This is a genomic window from Streptosporangium sp. NPDC020145 (genome assembly GCF_040631275.1).
In the GTDB taxonomy this organism is placed as follows: domain Bacteria; phylum Actinomycetota; class Actinomycetes; order Streptosporangiales; family Streptosporangiaceae; genus Streptosporangium.
On record NZ_JBEXZT010000038.1, the window covers coordinates 1 to 24,603 of the forward strand.

The following is a 24,603-nucleotide window of genomic DNA, read 5'->3' on the forward strand; positions in this document are numbered from 1 at the left end:
CTGGGAGGTCCGTGACGACATCCACGAAGCCTTCCTCAGCCTCGGCTGCGCCCTGATCTGCTGGCGCCGCCTCAGCTCATTGCGTTAGCAGTTCTTAGGGCATCCGGTTCACAGGGTCAGGCCCGACTCCAGATGTGCCAGCGCCGTGTCGATCTCGGCCGGGCCGTCAAGGCCGGAATTCCGCGCCCACTGCACCCAGACCATCGCCACCACGCCGAAGGCGGCGCCGACCGCGTTCCGGATCCGCGGATCGTCCCCGGCGCATCCGGCCTTCTCCGCCACGATGGAGCAGACTTCGCCGATCAGGTGAGGACTTCTCCGCAGGTTGGCCACCAGCAGTTCGGGCACGGTGGCCGCGAACACCTCCCTCGCGTGCCCCGCGGCGATCTCCTCGGCGGACAGGGCGGCGAACGCCGTACGAAACGCGCCGCGTAGCACGGTGACCGGAGCGCCTGGCGGTTGGGAGGCCAGCGCCTCGACGAGAGGGGGGAAGCGGTCGAGCGTGACCAGGTCCTCCTTCGTCGGGAAGTAGCGGAAGAAGGTGGCCGGGGAGATCTCGGCCGCTTCGGCTATCTGCTCGACGGTGGTGACGGTGTAGCCACGCTCTCGGAAGAGCCTGAACGCCTCACGCAGGATCGTCTCCCTGGTTCTGGCCTTCTTACGTTCGCGCAGTCCGATCTCAGCCACGTAGAAGATTCTATCGCGCTCACAAATGATGGTGTACTCTCAAAAAAGAGTTGACTATCAAAATGATCGGACCAGAAGACCCGGAGGCGCCCGCCATGGGCCATGACATCAACGGCCTGCACCACGTCGGCCACATCGTGCACGACCTGGACCAGGCGATGGAGCGCTACCGGCGGCTCGGCTTCGCCGTGGCCGCCCCCGCCTACCCGGTCATGCCGGCCACGCCGGGAGGCCCCGCGGAGCCGTTCGGGGTGGCCAACACCCACGTGTACTTCCCGCGTGGTTTCGTCGAACTGGTGGCCGTCATCGACGGCACCGGCCGCATGCCCGGCGACGCGCGCCCCATTCCCTTGCGGGTGCCCGAGGACAGGGTGGCGGGGCTGAGGGCCGCCATCCGGGCCACCGCCGACGGCATCGCGTCCTTGTTGCAGCGCTTCCAGGGCGTGCACATCATGATCGCCGACACACCCGACATCGACCACGTGGCCGCGCGACTGGCGGCCGACGGCGTCAGTCACGGTGGCGTCCACGACATCCAGCGGCCCGTCGAGACCCCCACGGGGACCAGCATGGAACCCGCCCGCTACCTGGAGGTCTCCGACCTCCGGCTGTCACCGGGACGCGTGCAGGAAGGCAGGCTCGGGTTCGCCCAGAACGTGTCGGCCGAGACTCCCCAGGACCAGTGGCACATCGACCACCCCAACGGCGCGACCGGGCTGGTCGAGTGCGTGCTGTGTGTGGCCGAAACGGCGCTGCCCGAGGTGGAGCGCCGCTACGAAGGCTACTTCGGCCGGGCGCGACACGGTCGGGTAACGCGTTTCGACCGGGCGAACGTCACCGTCGTGCCCGCATCGGCGCTCGCCGACCTGCTGCCCGGTGAGCGACCGGCGGCCCTGCCCGCGTTCGTCGCCTACGCGGTGGCCGTACGCGACCTCTCCGTCACCGAAGAGCTCCTGTGCGACAACGACATCCCGGTCGTCCGGACCGGCCCTGAGGAGATGTTCGTGCCCGCCGACGCCGCGCTGGGTGTCGCGATCGTCTTCCGTCAGGACGGCTGACGCCGGCCCCGCCGAGAGCTCCGTCAGCGGGGCTTCTCGCCCGAACGCTCGTCGTGCCCCGTGACGAAGGGGGAGGCCCAGGCGGTCGTGGGGTCGGCGTCCAGCAGTACGGCACGGGCGAAGGAACTGAGCGGCACCGCCAGAACCGCCCCGAGGGCTCCCAGAGCCCAGGTCCACACCAGGAGGGAGAGCATGGTCACGGTGGTGGACAGGCGGGCCGACCGCCCCGCGTACTTCGGTTGGACGACCGACTGGATCAGGAAGTTCAGCACGCAGTAGGCCGCGATCACCCACAGCATCGTGGCCACCCCGGAGTCCAGCAACGCCAGCACGGCCGGGGGAGCCAGCCCGATGATGAAACCGACGTTGGGGATGTAGTTCGTGATGAACGACAGAAGGCCCCACAGCAGCGGCAACGGCACACCGAGCAGTGCCAGGACCGCCGTGTCGAGCAGCGCCACGATCAGTCCGAAGACCGTGCAGACCATCAGGTAGGCACAGGTGTCACGGGCGAATCCCCGCAACGCGGTCACCAGGCCGGGGCGTTCGGTCGTGAGAGCACCCGTCGCCCGCTGCAGGACGGCCGCGTCCAGGCTCATGCCGTACAGGACCAGGACGGTGATCAGCACCGCCGAGACCGTCCCGGTGAGACCGGACAGCAGGCTCTGCGCCGCCTGGACGAGGCGGTCGGGGTCGACGCCGCTCAGCGCCTTCCTGATCTGGGACCGGTCGACGCCGATGTCGTGCAGGACCCTGCCCGCGGACGACAGCAGACGCCGGTACTGGTCGGCGTACTGCGGGACGAGGCCGGCGAACCTGGCCGCGGCGACCACCACGGCTCCGCCGAGGGCGCACAGCACGAGCAGGATGACCGTGAGGGGGACGAAGGCCGCCGCCCATCCCTTCAGCCTGTCACGCAGCGGGCTCACGGCGATCGTCAGGGTGAGCGCCAGGAACGCCGGGGCGATCACCGAGCTGAGCTGTCTGACTCCCCACAGCACTATCACCGCCGCCGCGCAGGACGTGAGAGTGCGGAATCCGACGGACGACGACGCGGGGTTTCTCACCGGCATGCCGTGACGTTATGTGATCATCCCCGGCGCTTCCGGACGGCAACACGCCCCTTGGCCGATCGCATACCGTACGCCCCGGAACCGGTTGGGCGCCCCGCCTCCGCCGTCGGCCTCAGCGAACGGCCGCGAGCACGTACGGCCAGGCGGCGGCCCCCAGCGCCGCGTCGGCCTCGGACGTGCCGCCGTGGTCGAAGTGGATGGACGGGGGCGGTGCCACCTCACCGGGAAAGACGACCCGGTGGCCGGCGTCGTCACGCGTGACGAGCACCACATCGCGCCCGGCCGCCAAGCGCCGGGCCTCCAGTTCACGCGCGAAACGCAGGGACGGCCACATCCGGTCGGCGCCACCGGCGATCAGCACCAGGTCCGCACTGATCCTCTCCACCGGGATGGCCGCGGCGGGCACCAGGTCCGCATGGGTGGCGAGGCTGCGTTCGTACGAGCCGAGCAGGGCGACCGGTGTGCCTTCGGGTTCCGCCGGTGTCCAGGAGTCGTCATAGGGGACGAAGGGCAGCGGTCGTCCCCGCCAGGTCCAGCTTGAGCGGAACGGACGGTTCCTGCCGTCGGTCCCCGGGCCGACGTTGGCCCAGATGGCGGACGACGGAGCAAGCGCGATCACGGCGTCGGCGCAGTCCGAGAGGGCGGACACGAGCAGCGCCGCCTCGGCGCCCTTGGAGAGCCCGAGGACGCTGACGCGTCCGGCACCGCGTTCGCGCAGCAGTTCGGCCGCGGCGACAAAAGTCTCCAGCGGAAGCTCACAGATGCCGGGAGGCTGCCCCGGTCCGCCGAACCACCGGATCGACATCGCCGTCACACCGGCACGGGCGAAGAGCCTGCACCGCTCGCGCTCGACACGGCCGCTCGACCCGGACAGCACGAGGACACCCGCACCACTGCTGTCCGCCGACGATGCGGCTTCGGCGAGGAACCCCTCCCAGGGCCCGGTGAGTTCGCACTCATCGATCTTGGTGATCATGCTTGGCAACCTATCGCAGGCAAGACGACCCAATGGGGCGAGGTTTCGCCGTTTTGGTTGCTTTGATATTTGCCGTACTGACCCGGCCAAGGGTGATGCTGTTTGTGCAGTTTTGGGCATTATCGGACAGGCCCGCTCGGGGCGAGGACCGCCGCCGTGCCGGACCGGTGCCCGGCGGTCCGGCACGGCCCGCCGTCCACCCCGGCCACCGGCCCGTCCGGCGGGCCGCGGAAAGCGCGAACGGCGTCGGCGCGCCTCCCATGTCCGGCGAATATGGCAGACGGTGCCCGTCGCGCCACCCGGGATTCTTCGCCGCGGATACAGGTGTGAATGCGCGTGCCGCCCACCGGATTCGGGAGGCGAAAAACGAAGATCCGCATCCTTTAATGGCCTGCCTTCTATTTGTTGCTCTCCGTGGCCGTCCCGCCCTGATGTCCGGCTACATCTGGTTCATTTTTGTGAACCGTCTGTAATGAGGAGAAAGAGAAGGCACAAGACGTGCTGGTCAGCCGGGGAGCATATCGTCACCAGCGACATACGGGCCGTATGGCACCCTTGACACGATCTGCTACGCGAAGGAAGTATGTCGATGTATGACTGATCTGAATTCATACAGTTAATCAGTTCGTCAAGGTGCCGGATCTCGTTGTCCGGCATTTAGTTCGCTGGGTCTGCCGAGTCGGCCCGCGCGGGATCCGCACGCACAGCTAATGCATTTTCGATGTCTATGGCCTGTGTCGGAAGGATGAATTTTGCTCGATCACGGGGTGGAAGAATGGCCGCTGCTCTCCGCGCAGCTGCGTACATGGATGGCTCAGTCGTCCGACCTGACGGACCCGACCAACTGCATCACCGACTGCCTGGAAATCCACGGGCCGGTGGACCCGGCCGTCATGCGGGCGGCGAACGAGCGGGTCGAGCACGAGGCCGAGGCGCTTCGCCTGCGCCTGGTGAGCACCGAGGACGGATACCGGCAGTACGTCGATCCCGCGGGTAACGCGCCACTCGTCTACCTCGACCTCAGCGCTGAGGCCGACCCCGTCGCGGAGGCGGACGCCTGGATGCAGGCCGACATGAGGCGGCCGATCGACCCACTCAGACTCTGCGGCGCGGCCCTGCTGAGGACCGCTGCGGACCGTTTCGTCCTCTACCGCCGGGTCCACCACGCCGTAGTGGACGGCTGGAGCCTCGCGCTCGTCCACAACCGCCTCGCCGCGGTCTACACCGCCCTGGCCGAGGGACGCGCGAGCGAGGACGGAGCCTTCCCCGCCTTCCAGGAACTTCTCAGCAGCGAGAAGCAGTACGAGGAGTCCAGGCGCTTCGAGACAGACCACGCCTACTGGCTCGCCAGGTTCGCCGACCGCCCCGATCCGGTACGGCTGGCAGGCCGGTCCTCCTCCGCCGTACGGATCGCCCACCGGCGCCGGGCCGACCTCGGCCCGGCCAGGATCGCAGGCCTGCGGGCGGCGGCCGACCGCTTCGGGGTGAGCTGGTCGGACCTGGCCACCGGGATCACAGCCGCCTACGTGGGCAGGATGACGAACGCGGACGAGGTCGTCCTCGGCATACCGGCGATGGCGCGGATGACCCCGCAGGTGCGGCGGGTACCCGGCATGACGACCAACGGCCTGCCGGTGCGCGTGCCGATGGTCCCCGGGACGAGCGTGGCCGACTTCGCCCGGCAGGTGTCGCTCGAACTGCGGCAGACGCTGAAGCACTCCCGTTACCCCTCGGCGGAGCTCGCCAGGGAGACGGGGCTGCTGGGAACGGGACGAAGGCTGTGGGGACAGGTCGTCAACGTCATGGACTTCGACTACGCGCTCGACTTCGCGGGCGCCACCGCGACCGTGCGCACCATCTCGCTCTCCGCCGCGGACGACCTGTCGGTGACCTTCTACCGGACGTCGGCGGACGACACGTTCGAGCTCATCGTCGACGCGCACCCCGAGATCCACAGCGTGGAGGAGACAGAGGCCCACCTGCGGCGTTTCCTCTTCTTCCTCGACTCTCTGGTTCTGGAGGAGCCGGGCACGCCCGTTCACGAGGTTCCGCTGGTCGACCCCGCGGAGCGGGCGCGGCTGCGCGAGTGGGGGACCGGGCCGGTCCACGAGATCCCGCCCACCGCGGTGCACGAGCTGGTCGAGGCATGGGCGGCGCGGACCGCGCGGGCCCCGGCGATCGAGTTCGAGGACACCGTGCTGAGCTTCGCCGAGGTGAACGAGCGGGCCAACCGGCTGGCACGGCATCTGCTGAGCCTGGGGGCGGGGCCCGGCCAGATCGTGGCCTTCGCGCTGCCGCGCTCGGCCGATCTCCACATCACCGCCCTGAGCGTGCTGAAGACCGGCGCCGCCTTCCTGCCGCTGGACCCGGCCTACCCCGCCGCCCGGCTCTCCTTCATGGTGGGCGACGCGAAACCGGCGCTGGTGGTGCTGAACTCCGTCACCGCGGGGCTCGCCGCGGAACTGGACGCACGGTGCCTGCTCCTGGACCACGCCGAGGTCGCCGAAGCCGTACGGACTCTGCCCGGACGGAACCTCACCGACGAGGAGCGCGGTGCCGTCTTCTCCCCGGACCAGCCCGCCTACGTCATCTACACCTCCGGTTCCACGGGTGTGCCGAAGGGCGTGGTGGTCAGGCACTCGGGAGTGGTCAACCTGGTGGCGGCCATGGTGGACCGCCTGGGTTCGGGACCGGGGACCCGTACCCTGCAGTTCGCGTCGTCCAGCTTCGACGCCTTCGTCGGCGAGATGACCCAGTCCCTGCTGAACGGCGGGACCCTGGTCTCGGCCGCCGCGGAGCGCCTGACGCCGGGCCCGGACCTCACCCGGCTGGTCACCGAGAAGCGGATCAACGACCTGGTGCTGCCGCCGTCGGCCCTGGAGGTCATGTCGCCGCAGGAATGGCCGGGCGGCACGACGGTTTCGATCGTGGGCGAGGCCGGGTCGCCGACCGTGATCGAACGGTGGAGCCCGGTCTGCACGCTGATCAACGGATACGGGCCGACCGAGGCGACGGTGTCGACGGCGATGAGCACCCGGCTGTCGCCGTCGCAGGCGGACGCCCCGCCGATCGGCAGGCCGTTGCGCAACGTGCGGGTCTACGTGCTCGACGACCGCATGGAACTCGTCCCGGCGGGCGCGGTCGGAGAACTGTACGTCGGTGGCGCCGGGGTGACCCTCGGCTATCTCGGCCGGGACGTCCTGACCGCCGAACGCTTCGGAGACGACCCGTTCGCCGGTCCCGGCGCCCGGCTGTACCGCACCGGTGACCTCGTGCGCTGGACGGCGGACGGCGAGCTGACGTTCGTCGGCCGCAACGACGACCAGGTCAAGGTGCGGGGTTTCCGGATCGAGCTCGGCGAGATCGAGGCGGCCCTGGCCCGTTCCCCGGGGGTCGCCGGCGCGGCCGCCACGGTGTGGGGAGACCAGCCGGGAGACCGCAGGCTGGTGGCATACGTCGTGGCGGATCCCGGCGCGGAGCCGGACCCCGAACGTCTGCGCGCCAGGCTGGCCGCCGGGCTGCCCGCCCACCTGGTCCCGAGTGTGATCACGCGGATCGCCGGCCTGCCCCGTACGGCCAGCGGGAAACTCGACCGGAGGGCGCTGCCACCCCCGCAGCAGGTGACGGCGGTCGCGAGCCGTCCTCCGGTCTCCGCGCACGAGAGGCTCATGGTCGAGCTGTTCGCCGCGATCCTCGGAGCAGAACCGCCCGGGATCGACGACAGTTTCTTCGACCTCGGCGGGCACTCCCTGTCCGCCGTCCGCCTGCTCGCCCGAATCCGCAAGACGGTCGGCGTGGAGCTGACCGTGCGGGAGCTCTTCGACGCGCCCACGCCCGCCGGCCTGGCAGGACTCGTCGACGACGCGTTGCGGAAACAGACCGAAACCTCCTGACGGCCGAGGGAGATGGGGGAGAGATGGAATCCCAGGCGGATGAGACGGTTGCACCGGAAAGCGCCGCGGAACTCCGGGCCTCGCTGAAGCACCTGCGAACCGAGACCCGGGGGGCGATCTTCACGCTCAAGCTCCTGCTGTGCGGCGCCCTCACCACCGCCGGTCTGGTGCTCGCCCTGCAGCCCACGCCGTGGGCCAGGCTCGCGGGTGTCGTCCTGATCGGCTGCATGTTCGCGCACGCCGCCGAACTTCAGCACGAGACCCTGCACAACCTGGCCTTCCGCAACAAGCGGGCCAACACGATCGCGGGAACCCTGCTCGGCCTGCCGATGCTCATCTCGTTCACCGCCTACCGGGTCGCCCACCTGCGGCACCATCGGTATCTGGGCACCGCGATGAACCGTGAGTTCTTCGACTACGGAGACCAGTACGGCGACGCGGAGGGCGGGTCCGGGTTCCGGCGCGCGATGGACTGGACGGCGCGGTTCACCATGTTCCACCACTACCGGTTGTTCCTGGTGAACCTGGGGCGTTCCCTGCTCGGCAGGGACTTCGACGGTGAGACCCGCACCGTCTCACGGCGTATCCGCTACGACCACCTCCTGATCCTGGCCGTGCTCGTCACGCTGACCGTCGTCTCGGTGGTGACCGGCTCGCCGTTCATGCTCTGGGCCTGGCTGGTGCCGCTGCTGACCGTCGCTGCTCCGGTGCACGCCCTGATCGAGCTGCCCGAGCACCACGGCTGCGAGACGCTCAACGTGGACGTGTTCGCCAACACGCGGAGTGTCAGGTCCAACCGGCTGATGACGTGGTTCACCAACGGCAACAACTTCCACGTCGAGCATCACGTGATGCCGAACCTGCCGATCTCGCGGCTGCCGAACCTGCACGTCGAGATCCGTGACCGGCTCCACCACTTCCACACGGGCTATTTCGACTACTTCAAGAAGTTGATCATCGGACAGTCTCGCTGACCGGACGAACCGGTTGAATGGAGCAGAAATGAGCTCTGTCACCTTCCGTGTGGCACAGTCACAGGCCGACCGGGACGCCGTGCTCCGGCTGCGTGACGCCGTGTACGTCCAGGACCAGGGACGCCTCTCCGACACCGCCGACACCGCCGACACCTTCGACCGGTTCGACGCCCACGCGGACTACATCGTCGCCTACCAGGGGGCGGAGGCGGTCGGGACGGTCAAGATCGTGCCGGATTCGGTGGCCGGTCTGCCGTGTGAGGACGTCGTGGACGTCACGGGCCTGCGAGCCGCAGGCCGGTTGGTCGAGTTCGGCCACCTGATGACCCTGCCCCAGGTCCGCCATCGCGAGATCGGGATGTCGCTGATGCGCCGGGGGCTGGTGCACAGCGTCACGAAACACGGCGCGACCCACGTCCTCGGCGACTTCTTCGCCGAGGCCGGAGGCGGGTTGCGAAGTTTCTACACCGAGATCGGCTTCGTCGCGCTGCACGAGCCGTACCGGGACGTCAGGTTCAGGGAGGCCCCGCTCAGCCTTGTCGCCGTACTCGACCTGGCGGGCGCCGCCGCGCGGGCCAGGACCGAGGCGGGGCGCGGCAACAGGCTCCTGCAGTACTTCTTCCACGACTACGACGACTACGCCGAGGGGAGCCGTGTTGCGGACACACCGTCAGGTGCTCGCTGAGTCCAAGGCGGCGCACAACCATCCCACCTACTCGAAGATGGCGTTCGTGATGGGCTGCGGAGTCCAGGGGCGGGGCTCCGGCAGCAGCGTGCTGGACGAGAACGGGCGCTCCTTTCTCGCGCTGTTCGACCAGTACGGCAACCAGTCGTTCGGCTACTCCAACGAGCGGCTCATCGCGGCGCTGCGGGACCAGCTCGACCTGGGCGTCCTGAACAGCACCAAGATCATGTTCGAGGAGGTGCAGATCCGCCTGACCGAACGCCTCTCCGAACTCACCGGCGGCCGGCTGCCGTTCGCCTACCTGGCCAACGGCGGCGGCGAGACGATCGACAACGCCCTCAAGCTCGCCCGTGCCACGACCGGGCGTCCCAAGTTCGTCAGCGCCCGCGGCTGCTTCCACGGCAAGACCTTCGCCACCCTGAGCGCCTCGGCGCGACCCGAGCACGAGGTCCTGTTCGGGCCGTTCCTTGAGCGGTTCGAACTGGTCGACTTCGGCGACGTCGGGCAACTGGCGGCGGCCGTCGACGGCGAAACCGCCGCCGTCCTGCTGGAACCGGTCCAGGCGGAGGCCGGGGTGATCGTGCCGCCTCCCGGCTACCTGCGGGAGGCGCGCCGCCTGTGCGACGAGAACGGCGCCCTGTTGATCCTCGACGAGATGCAGACCGCCTTCGGCAGATGCGGTGCCTTCTTCGCCCATCAGCGGTTCGGCGTGGTCCCGGACATCGTCTGCATCGGCAAGGCGTTCGGCGGGGGCATGCTCCCGATCTCCGCCGTGCTGGGGACCGAGGCGGTGTGGGAGACGCTTCGGGCACTTCCCTCGACCTTCGGCTCCAGCCTGGGCGGCAACCCGTTGTCCTGCCGGATCGGCCTGGAGTCGATCGCCATCGCGACGGAGGAGGAGTTCCTCACCGGTGTCGGGGAGAAGGCCCGGGTGATCGGGGACCGGCTCGCACGGATCGTGGAACGCTTTCCCGAACTGGTCGCGGCCCATCGTGGCCTGGGCATGATGCACGGTCTTGAGTTCCACGACGACTCGATCGCGGGGCTGGTGCTCGGCGGGCTGCTGGCGGCGGGCGTGACCTCCACCTACTCGCTGTACAACACCAGGGTGCTGCGGATCCAGCCACCGATGGTGATCTCGGAGGCCGACCTCGAACGCGGCCTGGAGACGCTGGAGGCCGTCCTGACCGAGGCCGCGGCCCACCGGGGACGGCGGGACCGGCCCCAGGCGGTGACGTCGCCGCTGACCCTGCGGGTCCGAAGCTCCCACCCTGCCCGGCAGGTTCTGGACCTGCTCCACGGCAGGCCGTACCTGCTCGATCCGTTCGCGGCGGACCCGGAGGCGGACGCGACGGCGGCGTCGGCGGAGGTGGAGTTCCGGGGGACCCTGGGTGACGACCACGTCGTGTGGGCCGACCGCGCGCGGCGGCTGGAGGACGGTGTCGCGCTGCGGGCCGACCCCTGCTGGCTGTGGGCCTCGCTCGAACGGTCGGTGCGGGTCCGGCAGCCGGTCGAGGACGACGGATGCGAGCTGGAGATCCGGATCGAGTGGGACACCGGCAGCGGCGGCTACGAATCCATGATCGGCGGACGGATCGGTTTCTTCGTCACCCGGCGGCTCACCGACCTCGTCGCGAGCCTGGAACGGACGTTGGAGAAGGAGGGCAGGAATGAGGCTTCACGAACTCGCCGACCGCTACCGTGACAACGCCTCGGCGGTCGTCGTGGAGATCGACTCCACGGGCCGCCGGCGTGAGGTGACACACCGGCGGCTCCACGACCTGGCGGTGCTGTACGCCGATCGGCTGACCGCCGCCGGGGTACGGCCGGGCCACGTGGTGGGCATCCGCGCGGGCAACGGCATCGACTGGGTGCTCTGGGACCTCGCCGCCATGATGACCGGCGCCGTGCTCAAGGCGTTCGCGGACGAGACCGTGATCGGCGACCCCGGCGAGTTCGTCACCCGTCACGGACTGGCGCTGCTCGTCACGGACGCCGAGGTGCCGTCCGGCCACCCCGCCCTGGTGAGGCCGGACGGCGTGCCCGGGGTGGACGTCGTGCCGGCCGACGCCCCCCGGGGCGAGCCGGGCGACCTGCACAGCCTCGTCTTCTCCTCGGGCACCTCGGGACTGCTCAAGGGGCTCAACGTCAGCCGGAAGGGCACCGAGTACGTCATCAGCCGTTTCATCGAGTGTTTCGGCGTCGGCGCGGATGACCGGCATGTGATCTTCCTGCCGCTGTCCAACTACCAGCAGCGGTTGTCGGTCTACTGCTGCCTGTGGATCGGGGCCGACGTGGTTCTGGCGCCCTACCAGCGGATATTCGGTGTGGTCAGGGACGAACGGCCGACCTTCCTGATCGCCCCGCCCGTCTTCTACGACACCGCGCTCCAGCTCTTCCACAAGACCGGCGGGGGCTCACTCGGTGACTTCCTGGGCGGCGGAATCCGCTTCATGATCACTGGAATGGCGCCCATCCGGCGGGAGACCCTGGAGGCCTACTGGGCTCAGGGAGTGCGGCTGCTGGAGGCCTACGGCATGACCGAGTCCGGAATGATCGCCTGGAACACGCAGGAGGAGCACCGGCTGGGCAGCGTGGGCAAGCTGATCGACCCGGAGGCCGTGACCTTCCTGCCCGACGGCGAGTTGCTGGTCCATCGCCCCGCCCCGCTCAGCACCGGCTACTTCGACACGGCAGGCGCGGCCGACGAGACCTACCGTCCCGACGGGACGATCGTGACGGGCGACTACGGGACGCTGGACGACGACGGCTTCCTCACCCTGCTGGGCCGCAAGAAGGACGTGATCGTCCTCGACAGCGGCCGCAAGGTGCACCCGGCCGAGATCGAGTCCCTGTTCGCCGGCGTCGAGGGGGTCGTCGAACTGCTCGTGGTCCCGACTCCGAGAACCGGCAGGCTCGGGGCGATCGTCACCCCGGCGGACCCGAAGGACGACGCGTTGGTCTTGTCGATCCGTGAGCGGATCGACAAGACCAACCAGTCGCTTGAGTCCCATCAACGGATCACGTCGCTGGTCTTCTCCGACCGGCCCCTGCGGAACGACCCCCGCTACATGACCGCCAACCTGAAGCTGAGCCGGCCGCTCGCGGCGGCGTACTTCGCCGAAGCCGCGCAGGCCAGGCGGCAGGAGCGGGCCGCGGAACACGGCCGGTGACGGTTCCGCACGGGAAACAGTCCTGCACGAAGGAACAGAGGAAGGGAACCGCGCATGGGCTTTGACATGACCGCCCTGGAGAACGACCTCGTCGGCTGGGTGGCCAGGTGGAACGAGGAGACGGACCTCGTCGTCGAGGCGGACACCAACCTTCAGGGGGCCGGGCTGCTCGACTCCATGGCCCTGGTCGCGCTCGTGGCCTACCTGGAGGACCAGACCGACACCTCCTTCGACTTCGGATCGTTCAACTCCAGCGGAGGTGTCACCATCCGCGACCTCATCAAGCACTGCGTCGGATGACGGTCCACGACGCTCGCCGTCATCCCGTGCCCCACCACCCCGCTCCACACCGGTGCGGAGCGGGGCGCGCACGGGATGACGGTGCCCACCCGCGTACGGCGCGACCGTCCGGATCCTCGGGGAGCGGGACGGGGACGTTCTCAGGTGGTGGCGAGCGGGTCCGCGTCACTCACGGTGATCAGGAACGTCGACAGGAACTCCTCCATGTGCGCGAAGGAGTCGGCGCAGAAGAGCACGGGCTGGTACTGCTCGACCAGATAGCCCTGACCGGCCATGGACGCCACGTCCAGCGGCCTGATGTCGGCCTCCTGGAAGCGCTCCAGCTCGGCGCAGGAGGAGAGCAGACTGGCTCCGCACGCCTTGATCTCCCCGTCCTCCCTGACCAGGCCGTACTCCATGGCGAACCAGAAGACGCTGGAGACCATGCCGACGGCCTCCTTGGAGCGCAGCCGGCGAACCGCCTTCCCGAACAGCTCATAGAGGTCGGCCAGCCGTTGGGCCGACAGATGACTGCCGTGACCGACCACCTCGTGGATCATGTCGGGTTCCGGGGAGAAACGCGGCATGGAGAAGTGCCGGATGTACTGGGTCGCCTGGAAGCGGCGGTCGGCCAGCGAACCGTAGAAGTCACGGACCTCCACCAGGCCGGCGGCCGGGCTGAAGCGGAATCCGGTCGCCTCGTTGATCGCGGCGGAGGCCTCGCCGAGCTGCGGCAACCGGTCGTCCGGGAGCGCCAGGCGTTCCTTGCCCGCGAGGAACTCCCGGCAGGCGTGCCGCCGGTGTTTCTCGGCGAGTTCGGCGTTCACCAGGCGCCAGGTCGCGTGCTCCTCCTCGGTGTAGACGACGTCCGGCACGGGCTGCCCGGGAACGTACCGCAGGGCGGCCTCGGCGATCCCCGCCCGGTGCCTCTGGTACTCCGGGTCGTCATATCCAGGGTGGTCCTTGGCGAACACTACGGAGACAATTCCCCGCTCATCCTTGATGACGGGGGAGTAGAGGGTCGCTTCCTTGGACATCGGAGGTTCCTCTCGTCGGTGCTCGAATTTCCGCTACGGCGTTCGGGTCACTCTCGTGGAATTATCGCGATTTCCGGTGAGCATATGCAGAAATAATAACAACTCGATCCCGAAATGGAAGACCGGTTCGCAGAAAAATCGCGACCCCCGCACCCGGGAACGCACACCCGGACGCGGAATGAATCATTGCCTTTCTTCTGGGTGGAAATGTGGATCGTGAAGAGAGAACGACGGGGTTCCCCCACCGGCGGCCATTGGGCGAATGCCGCCTTCACCTGCGAATACTTCGCCGTTCACCCGTGAGTCCATGTCGTTCGGCAATGACCTGCCTTCGCTCCGTCGCGGCCCGTACAAGCGAATCAGGACCGGAACCCGGAATATCGCCGACAGAATCACCGGGCCCGCACGCCATTTCATTGAGAATTACCGGGACGGCATCGGCCCGGACATCGGCGTCTCCGGCGCCGCGCATTCGAGGCCGGAACGGCAATTCGCCGGACTTTCGCGATTCGACCGACTGACAGGGGGCGGACATGACGGAAACCAGGCCGGGGAGGCCCGGAGCGGAGGAACCCGCGGCCGTTCACCCTCGTCCGGCGGCCCTGCCTCTCTCCTACTCCCAGCGCCGCCTGTGGTTCCTGCACCGGATGGACGGGCCGAGCGCCACCTACAACCTGCCTCTGGTCGTGCGGCTACGAGGCGAACTGGACCGCGAGGCGTTCCTCGCGGCGGTACGCGACCTGGTGGCCCGGCACGAATCCCTGCGCACCCACTTCGCCGAGCAGGACGGCGAACCCGTCCAGCGGATCGTCCCGGCGGATCAGGCACGGGTGAGGGTGGAGTTCACCGAGTGCGGGGCGGACGAGATCGACGCCGCGGTCGCCGAAGTCCTCGGCCACCGCTTCGACATCTCGGCCGAACTCCCCGTGCGATCGAAGGTGATTCGCACCGGCCCCGCGGAACAGATCCTGGTGATGGTGGTCCACCACATCGCGGGTGACGGCTGGTCGCTGGCACCGCTCAGCGCGGACCTGTCGCTGGCCTACGCCGCCCGGCGCTCGGGGCGGGAACCAGGGTGGGAACCGCTGCCGGTCCAGTACGCCGACTACGCGCTGTGGCAGCGGGAAAGGCTGGGGGACCCGCGGGATCCGGAGAGCCGGATCTCCGTCCGGCTGGCCTTCTGGCGTGACGCGCTGGCGGGGCTGCCGGAGGAGCTGTCGCTCCCGGCCGACCGCCCCCGACCGGCCAAGGCGACCTACCGGGGCGGCGAGGTCCCGTTCCGGACGGACGCCTGGACGCACATGGACCTGCTGGAGCTGGCGCACCGCCATCGGGCGACCGTGTTCATGGTGCTACAGGCGGCGCTGGCCGTGCTGCTGACCCGTTCGGGCGGTGGAACGGACATCCCCATCGGCGTGGCGACGGCGGGCCGCGACGCGGAGGCCCTGGAGGACCTGGTCGGATTCTTCGTGAACACCCTCGTGCTGCGCACCGACACCTCGGGGCGGCCGACCTTCGACGAGCTCCTGCGGCGGGTGCGCGACGCCGATCTGGCGGCGTACGAGCACCGGGACCTTCCCTTCGAGCAACTGGTCGAGCATCTGCAGCCTGCCCGGTCGCTGTCCCGGCACCCGCTGTTCCAGGTGTTCCTCTCGCCCGCCGTGGGTGAGGCGCCGAACCTCCACCTGGAGGGGCTCCAGAGCGTTCCCCATCCGACCGAGAGCGGCACGGCGAAGTTCGACCTGACCCTCTATCTGGGCGAACGGCACAGCGCGGACGGCTCCCCGCTGGGACTCACCGGGACGCTGGAGTACAGCGCCGACCTGTTCGACAGGGCGACCGCGCTCGCCCTGTCGGCGCGGCTGTCCTGCCTGCTGGAGTCGGTCGCGGCGGATCCCGGGCAGCCGATCGACCAGATCGAGCTGCTCACTCCGCCGGAGCGGCACAGGTTGCTCAGGCAGTGGAACGACACGGCCAGAGCGCTGCCGCGCGCCGACGTCGTCGAGCTGATCGAACGGCAGGTGGAACGCTCGCCCGGCCGCACCGCGGTCATCTGCGAAGGAGCCGCGACGAGCTACGCCGAGCTCAACGAACGGGCGAACAGGCTGGCCCGGTACCTGCTGGAGCGGGGCGCGGGCCCCGAGCGCTACGTGGCGCTGGCGCTGGCCCGTTCCGAGTGGACGCCGGTGGTCCTCCTCGCGGTGCTCAAGACCGGCGCCGCCTATCTGCCGATCGCCCCCGGCACCCCGGCGGACCGGGTGGCCTTCATGCTGGATGAGACCCGGCCGCTCATCCTCCTCACCGACACCCACACCGCGCAGGAGGGGACCGGAGCCGTCCGGCGCGTCGTCCTCGACGACCACGCCACCGTGGCCGGCATGGCCGGGCACTCGGCGGAGAACCTCACCCGTTCCGACCTGCCGGCACCGGTGACCTCCGACACCGTCGCCTACCTCGTCTACACCTCCGGCTCCACGGGGCGGCCCAAGGGCGTCGCGGCCACCAGGGGAGGACTGCTGAACTACCTCTCCGACCTGCGGGAGAGGTTTCCCCTCGGGGCCGGGGACACGGTGCTCGCGACCACCAACCTCGCCTTCGACGTCGCCGGGCAGGAGCTGTACCTTCCGTTGCTCAGCGGGGCGACGGTGGTGGTCGCCCCGGCGGAGGCCGTACGCGATCCTCACCAGGTGGGCGCGCTGATCCGCCGTCACTCGATCAGCCTCGCGTCGGGCACGCCCGGACTGTGGGAGATGGTGCGTACGGCGGACCCCGAAGCGCTCCGGGACCTGCTCATCGTGATCGGCGGAGACCGGTTGCCGCGGAAGCTGGCCGCGTGCGGGGCACGTGTCGTCAACGCCTACGGCCCCACGGAGACGACCGTCTATTCGGCCTTCGCGCCGGTCGACACGGGCCCGGACGGGCGTCCCGGGGACCCGCCGATCGGGCGGCCGATGGCCAACACCCAGATCTACGTGCTGGACGCGCGCCTGCGGCCCGTCCCCGCCGGAACCCCCGGCGAGCTGTACATCGCCGGGGCCGGAGTCGCCCGGGGCTATCTGAACCGTCCCGGCCTGACGGCCGAGCGGTTCGTCGCCGACCCCTTCGGACCGGCGGGCACCCGGATGTACCGCACGGGAGACCTGGCGCGATGGGCGTCCGACGGGCAGCTGGAGTTCCTCGGGCGGACCGATCACCAGGTGAAGATCCGTGGCTTCCGTATCGAACCGGGGGAGATCGAGGCCGCGCTGACGGACGACCCCCGGATCGACCAGGCCGTCGTGCTGGCCCGCGCGGGGGAGCGGGCGGAGGACGAGCGGAGGCTGGTCGGTTACGTCGTCCCCGTGGGCGGGAACGGCCTGGACCTCGCCGAGGTGCGGGCCCGGCTGGCCGGACGGGTGCCGGAGTACATGGTGCCGTCGGCCCTGGTGGTGCTCGACGCCCTGCCGCTGACCACGAACGGCAAGATCGACCGTACGGCGCTGCCCGCGCCCGGTCCCGCCGGCGACCTCGTCCCGTCCCGCCCGCACACCGCCCGGGAGGAGGTCCTGAGCGGGATCTTCGCGGAGGTCCTGGGGCTGCCCGCGGTCGGGGCGGACGACGGGTTCTTCGAACTGGGAGGCCACTCCATGCTGGCCGTCCGCCTGGTGAGCCGGATCGCGGAGGTGCTGGGGGTCGAGCTCGGGGTGCGTGCGATCTTCGACCATCCGACCGTCGCGCTCCTGGAACGGCACCTCACCCGGGGTGGCCCACCCGACGACCTCGGCGCCGTGCTGGCCTACCGTCCCCGGGGAGAGCGCGTGCCGATCTTCCTGGTTCCCGCGATCAACGGCCTGGGCTGGTGTTACTCGGCACTGATCAGCCATCTGCCGCCGGACCACCCGGTCTACGCCCTGCAGGACCCCCGCCTTCTCGGCGGGCGTTCGGCGCTGTCCGTCACGGACCTGGCGGAGGCGTTGCTGCGGCAGATGCGGGAGATCCACCCTGCCGGGCCCTGCGTCATCGTCGGCTGGTCGTTCGGCGGCGTGGTCGGGCAGCAGATCGCCGTGGAGCTCGAAGGCCGGGGCGAGGAGGTGGCCCTGCTCGTGCTCTTCGACTCCTTCCCCGGCGGCGCGGGAGACGGCGTCGTGCGGGACGGCGTGGCGGACGTGCTGCACCTCGCCTTCGGCGGGATCACCGCACCGGGCTGGAACGGGCCGTACCGTCCACCGGCGGCAGAGCTCGCCACGGTGCTGCGGGAGTCGGGGAGCTCCCTGGGGACGCTGGAGGAGAAGGTGATCGAGGACCTTGTCTCGATCACCGAGGAGAACGTCCGGGCCATGGCCGAACACCGGTCGCGGAGCTTCCACGGCCCCGTCCTGTTCTTCGACGCCTCACCGGAGCCGGGACACGACGGCCTGGCCTCCGAGGCGTGGCGGGAGACGCTCAAGGGGCCGGTCGAGACACACCGGATCGAGGCCGGGCACATGGACGTGCTGAAGGCCGACGCGACGCGTGTCACGGGGCCGATCCTGGGGGCCAGGATCCGTGACGCCGGCCTGGCGGCTTCGTGACGGGCCGGTCGCCGCGCCCCCCTCCGGCGCGGTTCACCGCCGTATCACCTGTTCAGCCGGATACGCGAAAACAGCAGTGATAACAACGTTGACTTTGAGTCTGACCACCTTGTAATGTCAAATGCGGATTAATCGCAAATATTGCGGGCGCGAACTATCAATTTCATTGATATGGAATTGTCCGGATGCGGTGGTGCGGCATTCACCTCACTCTCCGCGTGAAACGGAATACGGTTCGCACAAGTCCCGAAACCCGCCATCCCGGCTCATGGCGTCACCGACTCTTTGCGGGAACGCCGGAGGAGACGAGTATGAGGTTCGAGGAACCGACGGACCGCCCGGCTGGGGCGCAGACCACATGACGGGGCAGCCTACGGACGAGCCCGTCGTCGACGCGCACGTCAACCTCGCCACGGACCTGGCGGTTCCGCGCCGGTTCCTCGAAGAACAGGCGGCCAACGTCCATCACCGGCTGGTCTCCCACGGGCAGCCGGTCAAGCTGGGACGCGTCACCGACCGGTTGCTCGCCCTGTACCAGGATCACGACGGGGATCGGCTCGTCGCGGAGATGGACGCCGCGGGCGTCGACCAGGCGTTCCTCGTCGCCCCCGACTTCTCCCACGTCGCGGACGGGATCCTGTCGCCTCCGGAGCTCGCCGAACTGCACCACAAGGTGTCGCAGCGCCATCCAGGCCGGTTCAGGGTGTTCTGGGGGGTCGATCCGCGGTCGGGCCCCGACGGGATCGCGCTCTTCGAACGGTGCCTCGACGAGTACGGTTTCGCCGGGCTCAAGCTCTATCCCCCCGCCGGTTACTCCCCGAGCGACCGCCGCCTGTACCCGTACTACGAGGTGTGCGCGCATCGGGGCGTCCCCGTGCTCAGCCACACGGGTCCCGGCTGGGGCCCGCTGGACTTCACCCACGGCCAGCCGCTGATGATCGACGAGGCGGCGCGAGACTTTCCCGGGGTGAACTTCATCCTCGGGCACGGCGGCGTCACGCACGTCGAGGAGTCGACGTACCTGTGCCTGCACCGGCCGAACGTCTTCCTGGACATCAGCCAGTTCCCCGGCGTCCTCAGCTCCGACGGCTGGCAGGCGCACCTCAACCGGCTCTTCCACCTGGGCGTCAACCACAAGATCCTGTTCGGGACGTGCTGGCCCTCCTTCCGGATGAGCGTGTCCCTCGACTCGCTGACCAGGGAGTTCAGGGAGGGGACGACCGTCTTCGCCGGAGTCAGGCGGTCGCATCGCAGGCTCATCATGGCCGGCACCATCCGGCGGCTGGCGGGCGACGACGGTGCGGTGGCCGCCGCGGAGAGGTCCGCGTGAACGCCGGGGCGGGCGGAGCGCCGCCCGTGCCGGTCTACGACGGTCACTGTCACGTGGCGTCGACCGACTTCATCCCGATGAGGTTCATCGAGGACGTCGTGGCGAACGTGCACCGCCGCCTGGAGGCCGAGGGCGCCGCCCCACGGCGTGGCCGGCTCGTTGACGCCTACGTCGCCCAGCACCAGGACCATCACGCGGACCAGCTGGTGCGGGAGATGGACGACTCCGGGGTGGACCGCGCCGTACTCCTCGTGCCGGACTTCACCCTCAGGATGGCCTCGCCACTCACGATCGAGGAGATGGCACGGCGTCACCACGAGATCCGTCTCCGCCACCCGGACCGTTTCTGGGTGTACATCGGGGCGGACCCGCGCCGGGGCCCCGAGGGGGTGGAGCTCTTCGAGAGGCTGGTCGACACCTACGGGTTCGACGGGCTCAAGCTCTATCCGCCGTGCGGCTACTCGCCCTCGGACCCGGGGCTGTACCCCTACTACGAGGTGTGCGCGGCGCGGTCGCTTCCGGTCTTCGTGCACACGGGCCCGACCGCGGGGAGTCTCGACTTCGCGCCGGCGCATCCGCTGCGGGTGGACCAGGCGGTGCGGGACTTCCCCCGGGTGAACTTCGTCCTCGGGCACGGTGGCGTCACGCATGTGGACGTCGCGGCGTATCTCGCGGCCTTCCGGAGGAACGTCTATCTGGACATCGGGGGTTTCGCGGGCGCGGCGACGCCCGGCGGCTGGCCCGCCCATCTGCGTCACCTGTTCCGCCTCGGCCTCAACCACAAGATCATCTTTGGTACCGACTGGCCGCTCAACCGCATCTCCGGCGGGCTCGGACGCCTGGTCGAGGAGGTCGTCCGAGGGCCCCGGGTCCTCGCCGGGCTGCCCCGCAGGGAGCACGCGCTCATCCTCAACCGCAATCTTCTGCGCGTCCTTCCTCCGCGGAGCAGGCCCAATGACATGTCCTGAAAGGAAAAACGGAGTCCGGATCCCGGCTTTCGACGGATCGTCTTTCCGTGCCGGAAGCGGCGCGACATCGGACATTCGGCAGGGCCGTCCAGCGTTTCGGGTTCCGGCGTTTTCAACGTCACAAGAATGGCGGCCAAAGAGGAATTCGGGGTAGATTATGGGCTTATTCTCGTGTTTTGTGGGCGTTGGCCTGACCGGCGGACCGATCGATGGGCACCGGGCGAAGCCCGGACGGGGAGAGCGCGGGCAATGAGCCGACGCAGCCCCACATGGACGGCGGGAGGAGCGGGGCTCGACATCGCGGACCCGCTCCTCTACGTCGGCGACCGGCACCTCGACGTGTGGCGGGAGGCTCGCCGCACCCATCCGATCGCCTGGTGCGAGTCCGAACGCGCGGGGGGCTTCTGGTCGGTCACCACGCACCGGCTCGGCGGCCAGGTGGTCAAACACCCGGGCAGGTTCGGCTCCGCGCTCGGCATGCGGCTCGGCGGGAACGAGGCTGCGGTGAAGGCCGCCTCCGGCCGGATGCTCGTGGTGTCCGACGGCACGGAGCACCGGGCGCTCCGCGCCGCCCACTCCACATGGTTCAACGGCCGGGCGGTCGCGGCACTGCAGCCGGGGCTCGAACGGATGATCGACGATCTCGTGCGGACGCTCCTCGAACGCGGCGAGGCGTTCGACGCCGTCCGCGACCTCGCCGTCGCGATCCCGACATGGCTCCTGTTCGAGATGATGGGCGTCCCGCCGGACGACCGTGACGAACTCGCCCGTTTCATCGCCGTCGCCTTCGACGACACCGACCCCGGACCCGCCGCGGCCTCGGCGCGGACGGCGGCGCACGCCGGCGTCTTCGCCTACTTCGCCGATCGGCTCGAAGAGGGCAGGAACGCCCCGGGCGACGACATGGTGACCTCGCTGGCCCAGGCGGCCGTGAACGGACGCCCCCTGTCCGACGAGGAGGTCATCCTCAACTGCGACGGCCTGATGAACGGCGGCCTCGAAACGACCCCGCACGCGATGTCGGGCGCGCTCCTGGCGTTCATCGAGCATCCCGGCGCGTGGCGGCGGCTGAAGGAGGATCCCGGCCTGATCGACAGCGCGGTCGAGGAGATCCTCCGGTGGACCTCCCCGGCCATGCACGCGATGCGCACCGCGATGACCGACTCGACACTGGGAGCCGCCCGTATCCGCGAGGGCGACCGCGTCGTGGTCTGGTTCCCCTCGTGCAACCGTGACGAGGAGGTGTTCCCCGAGGCCGGGCGGTTCCTGATCGACCGCAGGCCCAACCCGCACATGAGCTTCGGCGGCGGGCCGCACTACTGTGTCGGCGCCGCGCTGGCGCGGATCGAACTGCGCTGTCTTCTGCGCGTCCTGCTGCGGCGCGTCGCCGCCGTCGAGCCCGCGGGAGAGGCCGTGCGTCAGCGGTCGAACTTCCTCAACGGCCTGGAACGGCTTGAGGTCACCATGGTCCCGGAGCTGCACGGCGAGGAGATCTAGCGTGCGACAGATGAACGGCGCCCCTTCGGCGGAGACGGCGACCGAGCCGATCGCCGACATCCGCGCGCTCTTCGACATCTACCAGAGCGGCGTCGCGTGGCACTGCGTGTGCGCGATCAGCAGGCTCCGCGTCCCCGATCTGCTCGCCGGCGGCGCCCGCCCGGTCGCGTGGCTGGCGGCCGAGGCCGGTGCCGACGAGGACGCGCTGCGCCGTGTGCTGCGCCTGCTGTCCGGCCACGGGATCGTCACGTTCGACCCGGTGCCGGATGAGGTGTCGCTCACCGGACGCGGACGGCTGCTGTGCGCCTCGCACCCGATGTCGTTGCAGGCGACGTTCGCGACGCTGGGGATCTCCGACGTCGCGCACGCGCTGACCGAGACCCTCACCACGGGCCACGCGGCGGCGCCCGGGGTCCTCGGCACGGGCTTCTGGGAGTATCTCGCCCCGCGGCCGCAGGAGCAGACGACCTTCGGCAGGGCGATGGTGGAGCAGGCGCGGTTGCTGTCGCTGCCGTGCCTGCCGCTGCTCGACTGGCCGGAGAGCGGGATGATCGTCGACGTCGCGGGCGGCGTCGGCGTCCTGACCGCCGGGGCGCTCCAGGAGGCGCCCGGGGCGACGGCGGTCCTCGTCGACCAGCCACAGGTCCTGGCTCTGGCCGGGCCGTACCTGGAGAGTCAGGGGGTGTCCGGCCGATACGCGCTCCATCCCGGCGATCTGTTCGTCCCGCCGCCGCCGGGCGATCTGTATCTGCTCGCCCGGGTGTTGCACGACTGGGACGACGCCGCGGCGGTCCGGATCCTCCGCGCCGTCGCGAGCGGGGCGCCGAGGCAGGCCCGCCTCCTGCTGTTCGAGGACCTGCTTCCCGAACACGGCGTCCCCGCCTCCCAGCAGAGCTGGAGCGACGTCGCCATGATGGTCCTGTACGAGGGGGCCAGGGAACGCACGCTGACGGAGTATCGGCGGCTGCTGGAACACGGCGGATGGCGGTTCGAGAAGGTCGTCACCGGTCCGCCGGGAATGAGCGTGATCGAGGCCGTCAGAGGTACGGCCCCGGCCGAATCGGACATCGGAGAGGTGAAGCCTTGATCGATCCTGCCGACTACCCGCTGTGGAACAGCCCCACGATGGGCGCCTACCTTCGGACGCTCAGGCCGGAGAGCATGCTGGTCGAGGGACGGGGGGTGCGGGTACGCGACCGGGGCGGACGCTGGTTCCTCGACGCCCGCTCCGGGCTGTGGAACGTCACGCTGGGATACGGCCACCAGGCCGTCGGCGAGGCCGTCAAGAAGCAGATCGACACCCTTGCCTACGCCAACCTGATCGGCTACGGACGGCCCAGCGCGATCTCCGTCGAGGCGGCCAACGCCCTCGTGCCGCACCTTCCCCCCACGATGAACAAGATCCGATACTGCAGCAACGGCGCGCAGGCGGTCGAGACGGCGGTGCTGCTGGCCCGTTTCCTGCACCGCGCCGACGGTGCGCCCGCCCGCAGGGCGGTGTTCGGCCTGTGGAGCGGCTACCACGGCCTCGGGGCCGCCGGAGGCGCGCTCACCGGCATGCCGTACGTGCACGAACAGTCCGGCCCCCTGCTGCCCGACGTCGAACACGCTCCCGGCCCGTTCACCGCGGGGCGGCCCGGCGAGGCCGGAGACCTCGAACGGCTCATCACCTCCTACGGTCCGGAACGCGTGGCGGCGGTCGTCGTCGAACCGGTGGTGGGTGAGGGCGGCCACGTGCTCACCGACGAGTACCTGCACACGCTCGCGGCCTTCTGCCGGGACCACGGGATCTATCTGATCGTCGACGAGGTGACGACCGGGATGGGCCGCACGGGCGAGTTCACCCGCACCGGACAGGTCGGTGTCCAGCCGGACATGCTCACCCTCGGCAAGGGCCTGAGCGCCGGATACGCGCCCCTGTCGGCCGTGGTCCTGTCGGACGCGGTCTACGAACGGATTCTGGGTCTCGACTACGACCAGAAGTTCCTCATCGGCTCGACGAACGACGGTCACCCCCTCGGGCTGGCCGCCTCCATCGCCGTGGTGGACACGCTGACCGGCGACGGCGTACTGGAGAACGTGAAGCACCGGGGCGCGGAGCTGTACGCCGGTCTCACCGCGGTGGCCGAAAGGCATCCGCATGTGAACGCGGTCCGGGGTACCGGCCTGATGTACGCCGTCGAGATGCGCGGGCCGGACGGTGAGCCCGCTCACGAGGCGGCCTCAAGCCATCTGCGGCTGGCGATGGAGGATCGGGGGGTTCTCGTCTCCGCACTCGCGATAAGCCCGGCTATCATGATCATTCCCCCGCTGGTGATCTCAGCGGACGACGTGACCCAGATCGTGACGGCGCTCGACGAGGCGCTGGAGGAACTCGGCCCGTGATCCGGTGCCGGGACGTGCGAGAAGGCGGGCAGCGAGTG

General features: G+C 69.6%; 17 protein-coding genes. 13 read left to right on the top strand and 4 right to left on the bottom strand.

What is annotated here, in order from left to right; all coding sequences use genetic code 11:
* Positions 1–108 precede the first annotated feature (108 nt).
* On the bottom strand, positions 109–687 hold the full coding sequence (locus ABZ463_RS37830; protein WP_352012215.1) for a TetR family transcriptional regulator: 579 nt from the start codon (positions 685–687) through the stop codon (positions 109–111).
* A gap of 62 nt (positions 688–749) precedes the next feature.
* Here ABZ463_RS37830 and ABZ463_RS37835 point away from each other — a divergent pair, with 62 nt between their 5' ends.
* Positions 750–1,745: a VOC family protein gene (locus tag ABZ463_RS37835; RefSeq protein ID WP_362784220.1), complete on the top strand. Its 996-nt coding sequence runs from the start codon at positions 750–752 to the stop codon at positions 1,743–1,745.
* Between the two features lie 23 nt (positions 1,746–1,768).
* Here the strand turns inward: ABZ463_RS37835 and ABZ463_RS37840 are convergent, their stop codons facing one another.
* Together ABZ463_RS37840 and ABZ463_RS37845 are read right to left on the bottom strand one after the other, a co-directional pair.
* Complete coding sequence (locus ABZ463_RS37840) at positions 1,769–2,818, bottom strand: AI-2E family transporter (protein ID WP_362784222.1); 1,050 nt, start codon at positions 2,816–2,818, stop codon at positions 1,769–1,771.
* A gap of 112 nt (positions 2,819–2,930) precedes the next feature.
* Positions 2,931–3,794: an acyl-CoA thioester hydrolase/BAAT C-terminal domain-containing protein gene (locus ABZ463_RS37845; protein ID WP_362784224.1), complete on the bottom strand. Its 864-nt coding sequence runs from the start codon at positions 3,792–3,794 to the stop codon at positions 2,931–2,933.
* Between the two features lie 767 nt (positions 3,795–4,561).
* Between ABZ463_RS37845 and ABZ463_RS37850 the strand changes: the two genes are divergently transcribed.
* From ABZ463_RS37850 to ABZ463_RS37875, 6 genes are read left to right on the top strand one after another with little or no spacing between them, the layout of a single operon-like run.
* Positions 4,562–7,687: an amino acid adenylation domain-containing protein gene (locus ABZ463_RS37850; protein ID WP_362784226.1), complete on the top strand. Its 3,126-nt coding sequence runs from the start codon at positions 4,562–4,564 to the stop codon at positions 7,685–7,687.
* A 23-nt stretch (positions 7,688–7,710) separates the two neighbouring features.
* The gene (locus ABZ463_RS37855) at positions 7,711–8,661 is read left to right on the top strand and encodes a fatty acid desaturase (RefSeq protein WP_362784228.1); all 951 of its coding nucleotides are present in this window, start codon (positions 7,711–7,713) and stop codon (positions 8,659–8,661) included.
* A 28-nt stretch (positions 8,662–8,689) separates the two neighbouring features.
* Complete coding sequence (locus ABZ463_RS37860; RefSeq protein WP_362784230.1) at positions 8,690–9,346, top strand: GNAT family N-acyltransferase; 657 nt, start codon at positions 8,690–8,692, stop codon at positions 9,344–9,346.
* Positions 9,318–11,051: an aminotransferase class III-fold pyridoxal phosphate-dependent enzyme gene (locus ABZ463_RS37865; protein ID WP_362784233.1), complete on the top strand. Its 1,734-nt coding sequence runs from the start codon at positions 9,318–9,320 to the stop codon at positions 11,049–11,051. The genes ABZ463_RS37860 and ABZ463_RS37865 overlap by 29 nt, the downstream gene beginning before the upstream one ends.
* Complete coding sequence (locus ABZ463_RS37870) at positions 11,017–12,519, top strand: AMP-binding protein (RefSeq protein ID WP_362784236.1); 1,503 nt, start codon at positions 11,017–11,019, stop codon at positions 12,517–12,519. The genes ABZ463_RS37865 and ABZ463_RS37870 overlap by 35 nt, the downstream gene beginning before the upstream one ends.
* A gap of 54 nt (positions 12,520–12,573) precedes the next feature.
* Positions 12,574–12,819 (top strand): acyl carrier protein, encoded by a 246-nt coding sequence (locus tag ABZ463_RS37875; RefSeq protein WP_352012224.1) that lies wholly within the window; start codon positions 12,574–12,576, stop codon positions 12,817–12,819.
* Between the two features lie 140 nt (positions 12,820–12,959).
* Here the strand turns inward: ABZ463_RS37875 and ABZ463_RS37880 are convergent, their stop codons facing one another.
* Complete coding sequence (locus tag ABZ463_RS37880; protein WP_352012225.1) at positions 12,960–13,835, bottom strand: phenylalanine 4-monooxygenase; 876 nt, start codon at positions 13,833–13,835, stop codon at positions 12,960–12,962.
* Between the two features lie 533 nt (positions 13,836–14,368).
* Between ABZ463_RS37880 and ABZ463_RS37885 the strand changes: the two genes are divergently transcribed.
* The 6 genes from ABZ463_RS37885 to ABZ463_RS37910 all read left to right on the top strand — a co-directional run bounded on the left by ABZ463_RS37885 (position 14,369) and on the right by ABZ463_RS37910 (position 24,565).
* Entirely contained in the window at positions 14,369–18,385 is a 4,017-nt protein-coding gene (locus ABZ463_RS37885) for an amino acid adenylation domain-containing protein (protein ID WP_362784240.1), read from the top strand.
* Positions 18,386–18,743: 358 nt separating this feature from the next.
* Positions 18,744–19,715, top strand: a complete 972-nt coding sequence (locus ABZ463_RS37890; protein WP_362784243.1) for an amidohydrolase family protein — start codon at positions 18,744–18,746, stop codon at positions 19,713–19,715.
* Complete coding sequence (locus ABZ463_RS37895) at positions 19,712–20,683, top strand: amidohydrolase family protein (protein WP_362784245.1); 972 nt, start codon at positions 19,712–19,714, stop codon at positions 20,681–20,683. Before ABZ463_RS37890 ends, ABZ463_RS37895 begins: the two co-directional genes overlap by 4 nt.
* Positions 20,684–20,932: 249 nt before the next feature.
* Entirely contained in the window at positions 20,933–22,180 is a 1,248-nt protein-coding gene (locus tag ABZ463_RS37900) for a cytochrome P450 (RefSeq protein ID WP_362784248.1), read from the top strand.
* A gap of 10 nt (positions 22,181–22,190) precedes the next feature.
* The gene (locus ABZ463_RS37905; protein WP_352012424.1) at positions 22,191–23,267 is read left to right on the top strand and encodes a methyltransferase; all 1,077 of its coding nucleotides are present in this window, start codon (positions 22,191–22,193) and stop codon (positions 23,265–23,267) included.
* The gene (locus ABZ463_RS37910; RefSeq protein WP_362784251.1) at positions 23,264–24,565 is read left to right on the top strand and encodes an aminotransferase class III-fold pyridoxal phosphate-dependent enzyme; all 1,302 of its coding nucleotides are present in this window, start codon (positions 23,264–23,266) and stop codon (positions 24,563–24,565) included. The genes ABZ463_RS37905 and ABZ463_RS37910 overlap by 4 nt, the downstream gene beginning before the upstream one ends.
* Positions 24,566–24,603 lie beyond the last annotated feature (38 nt).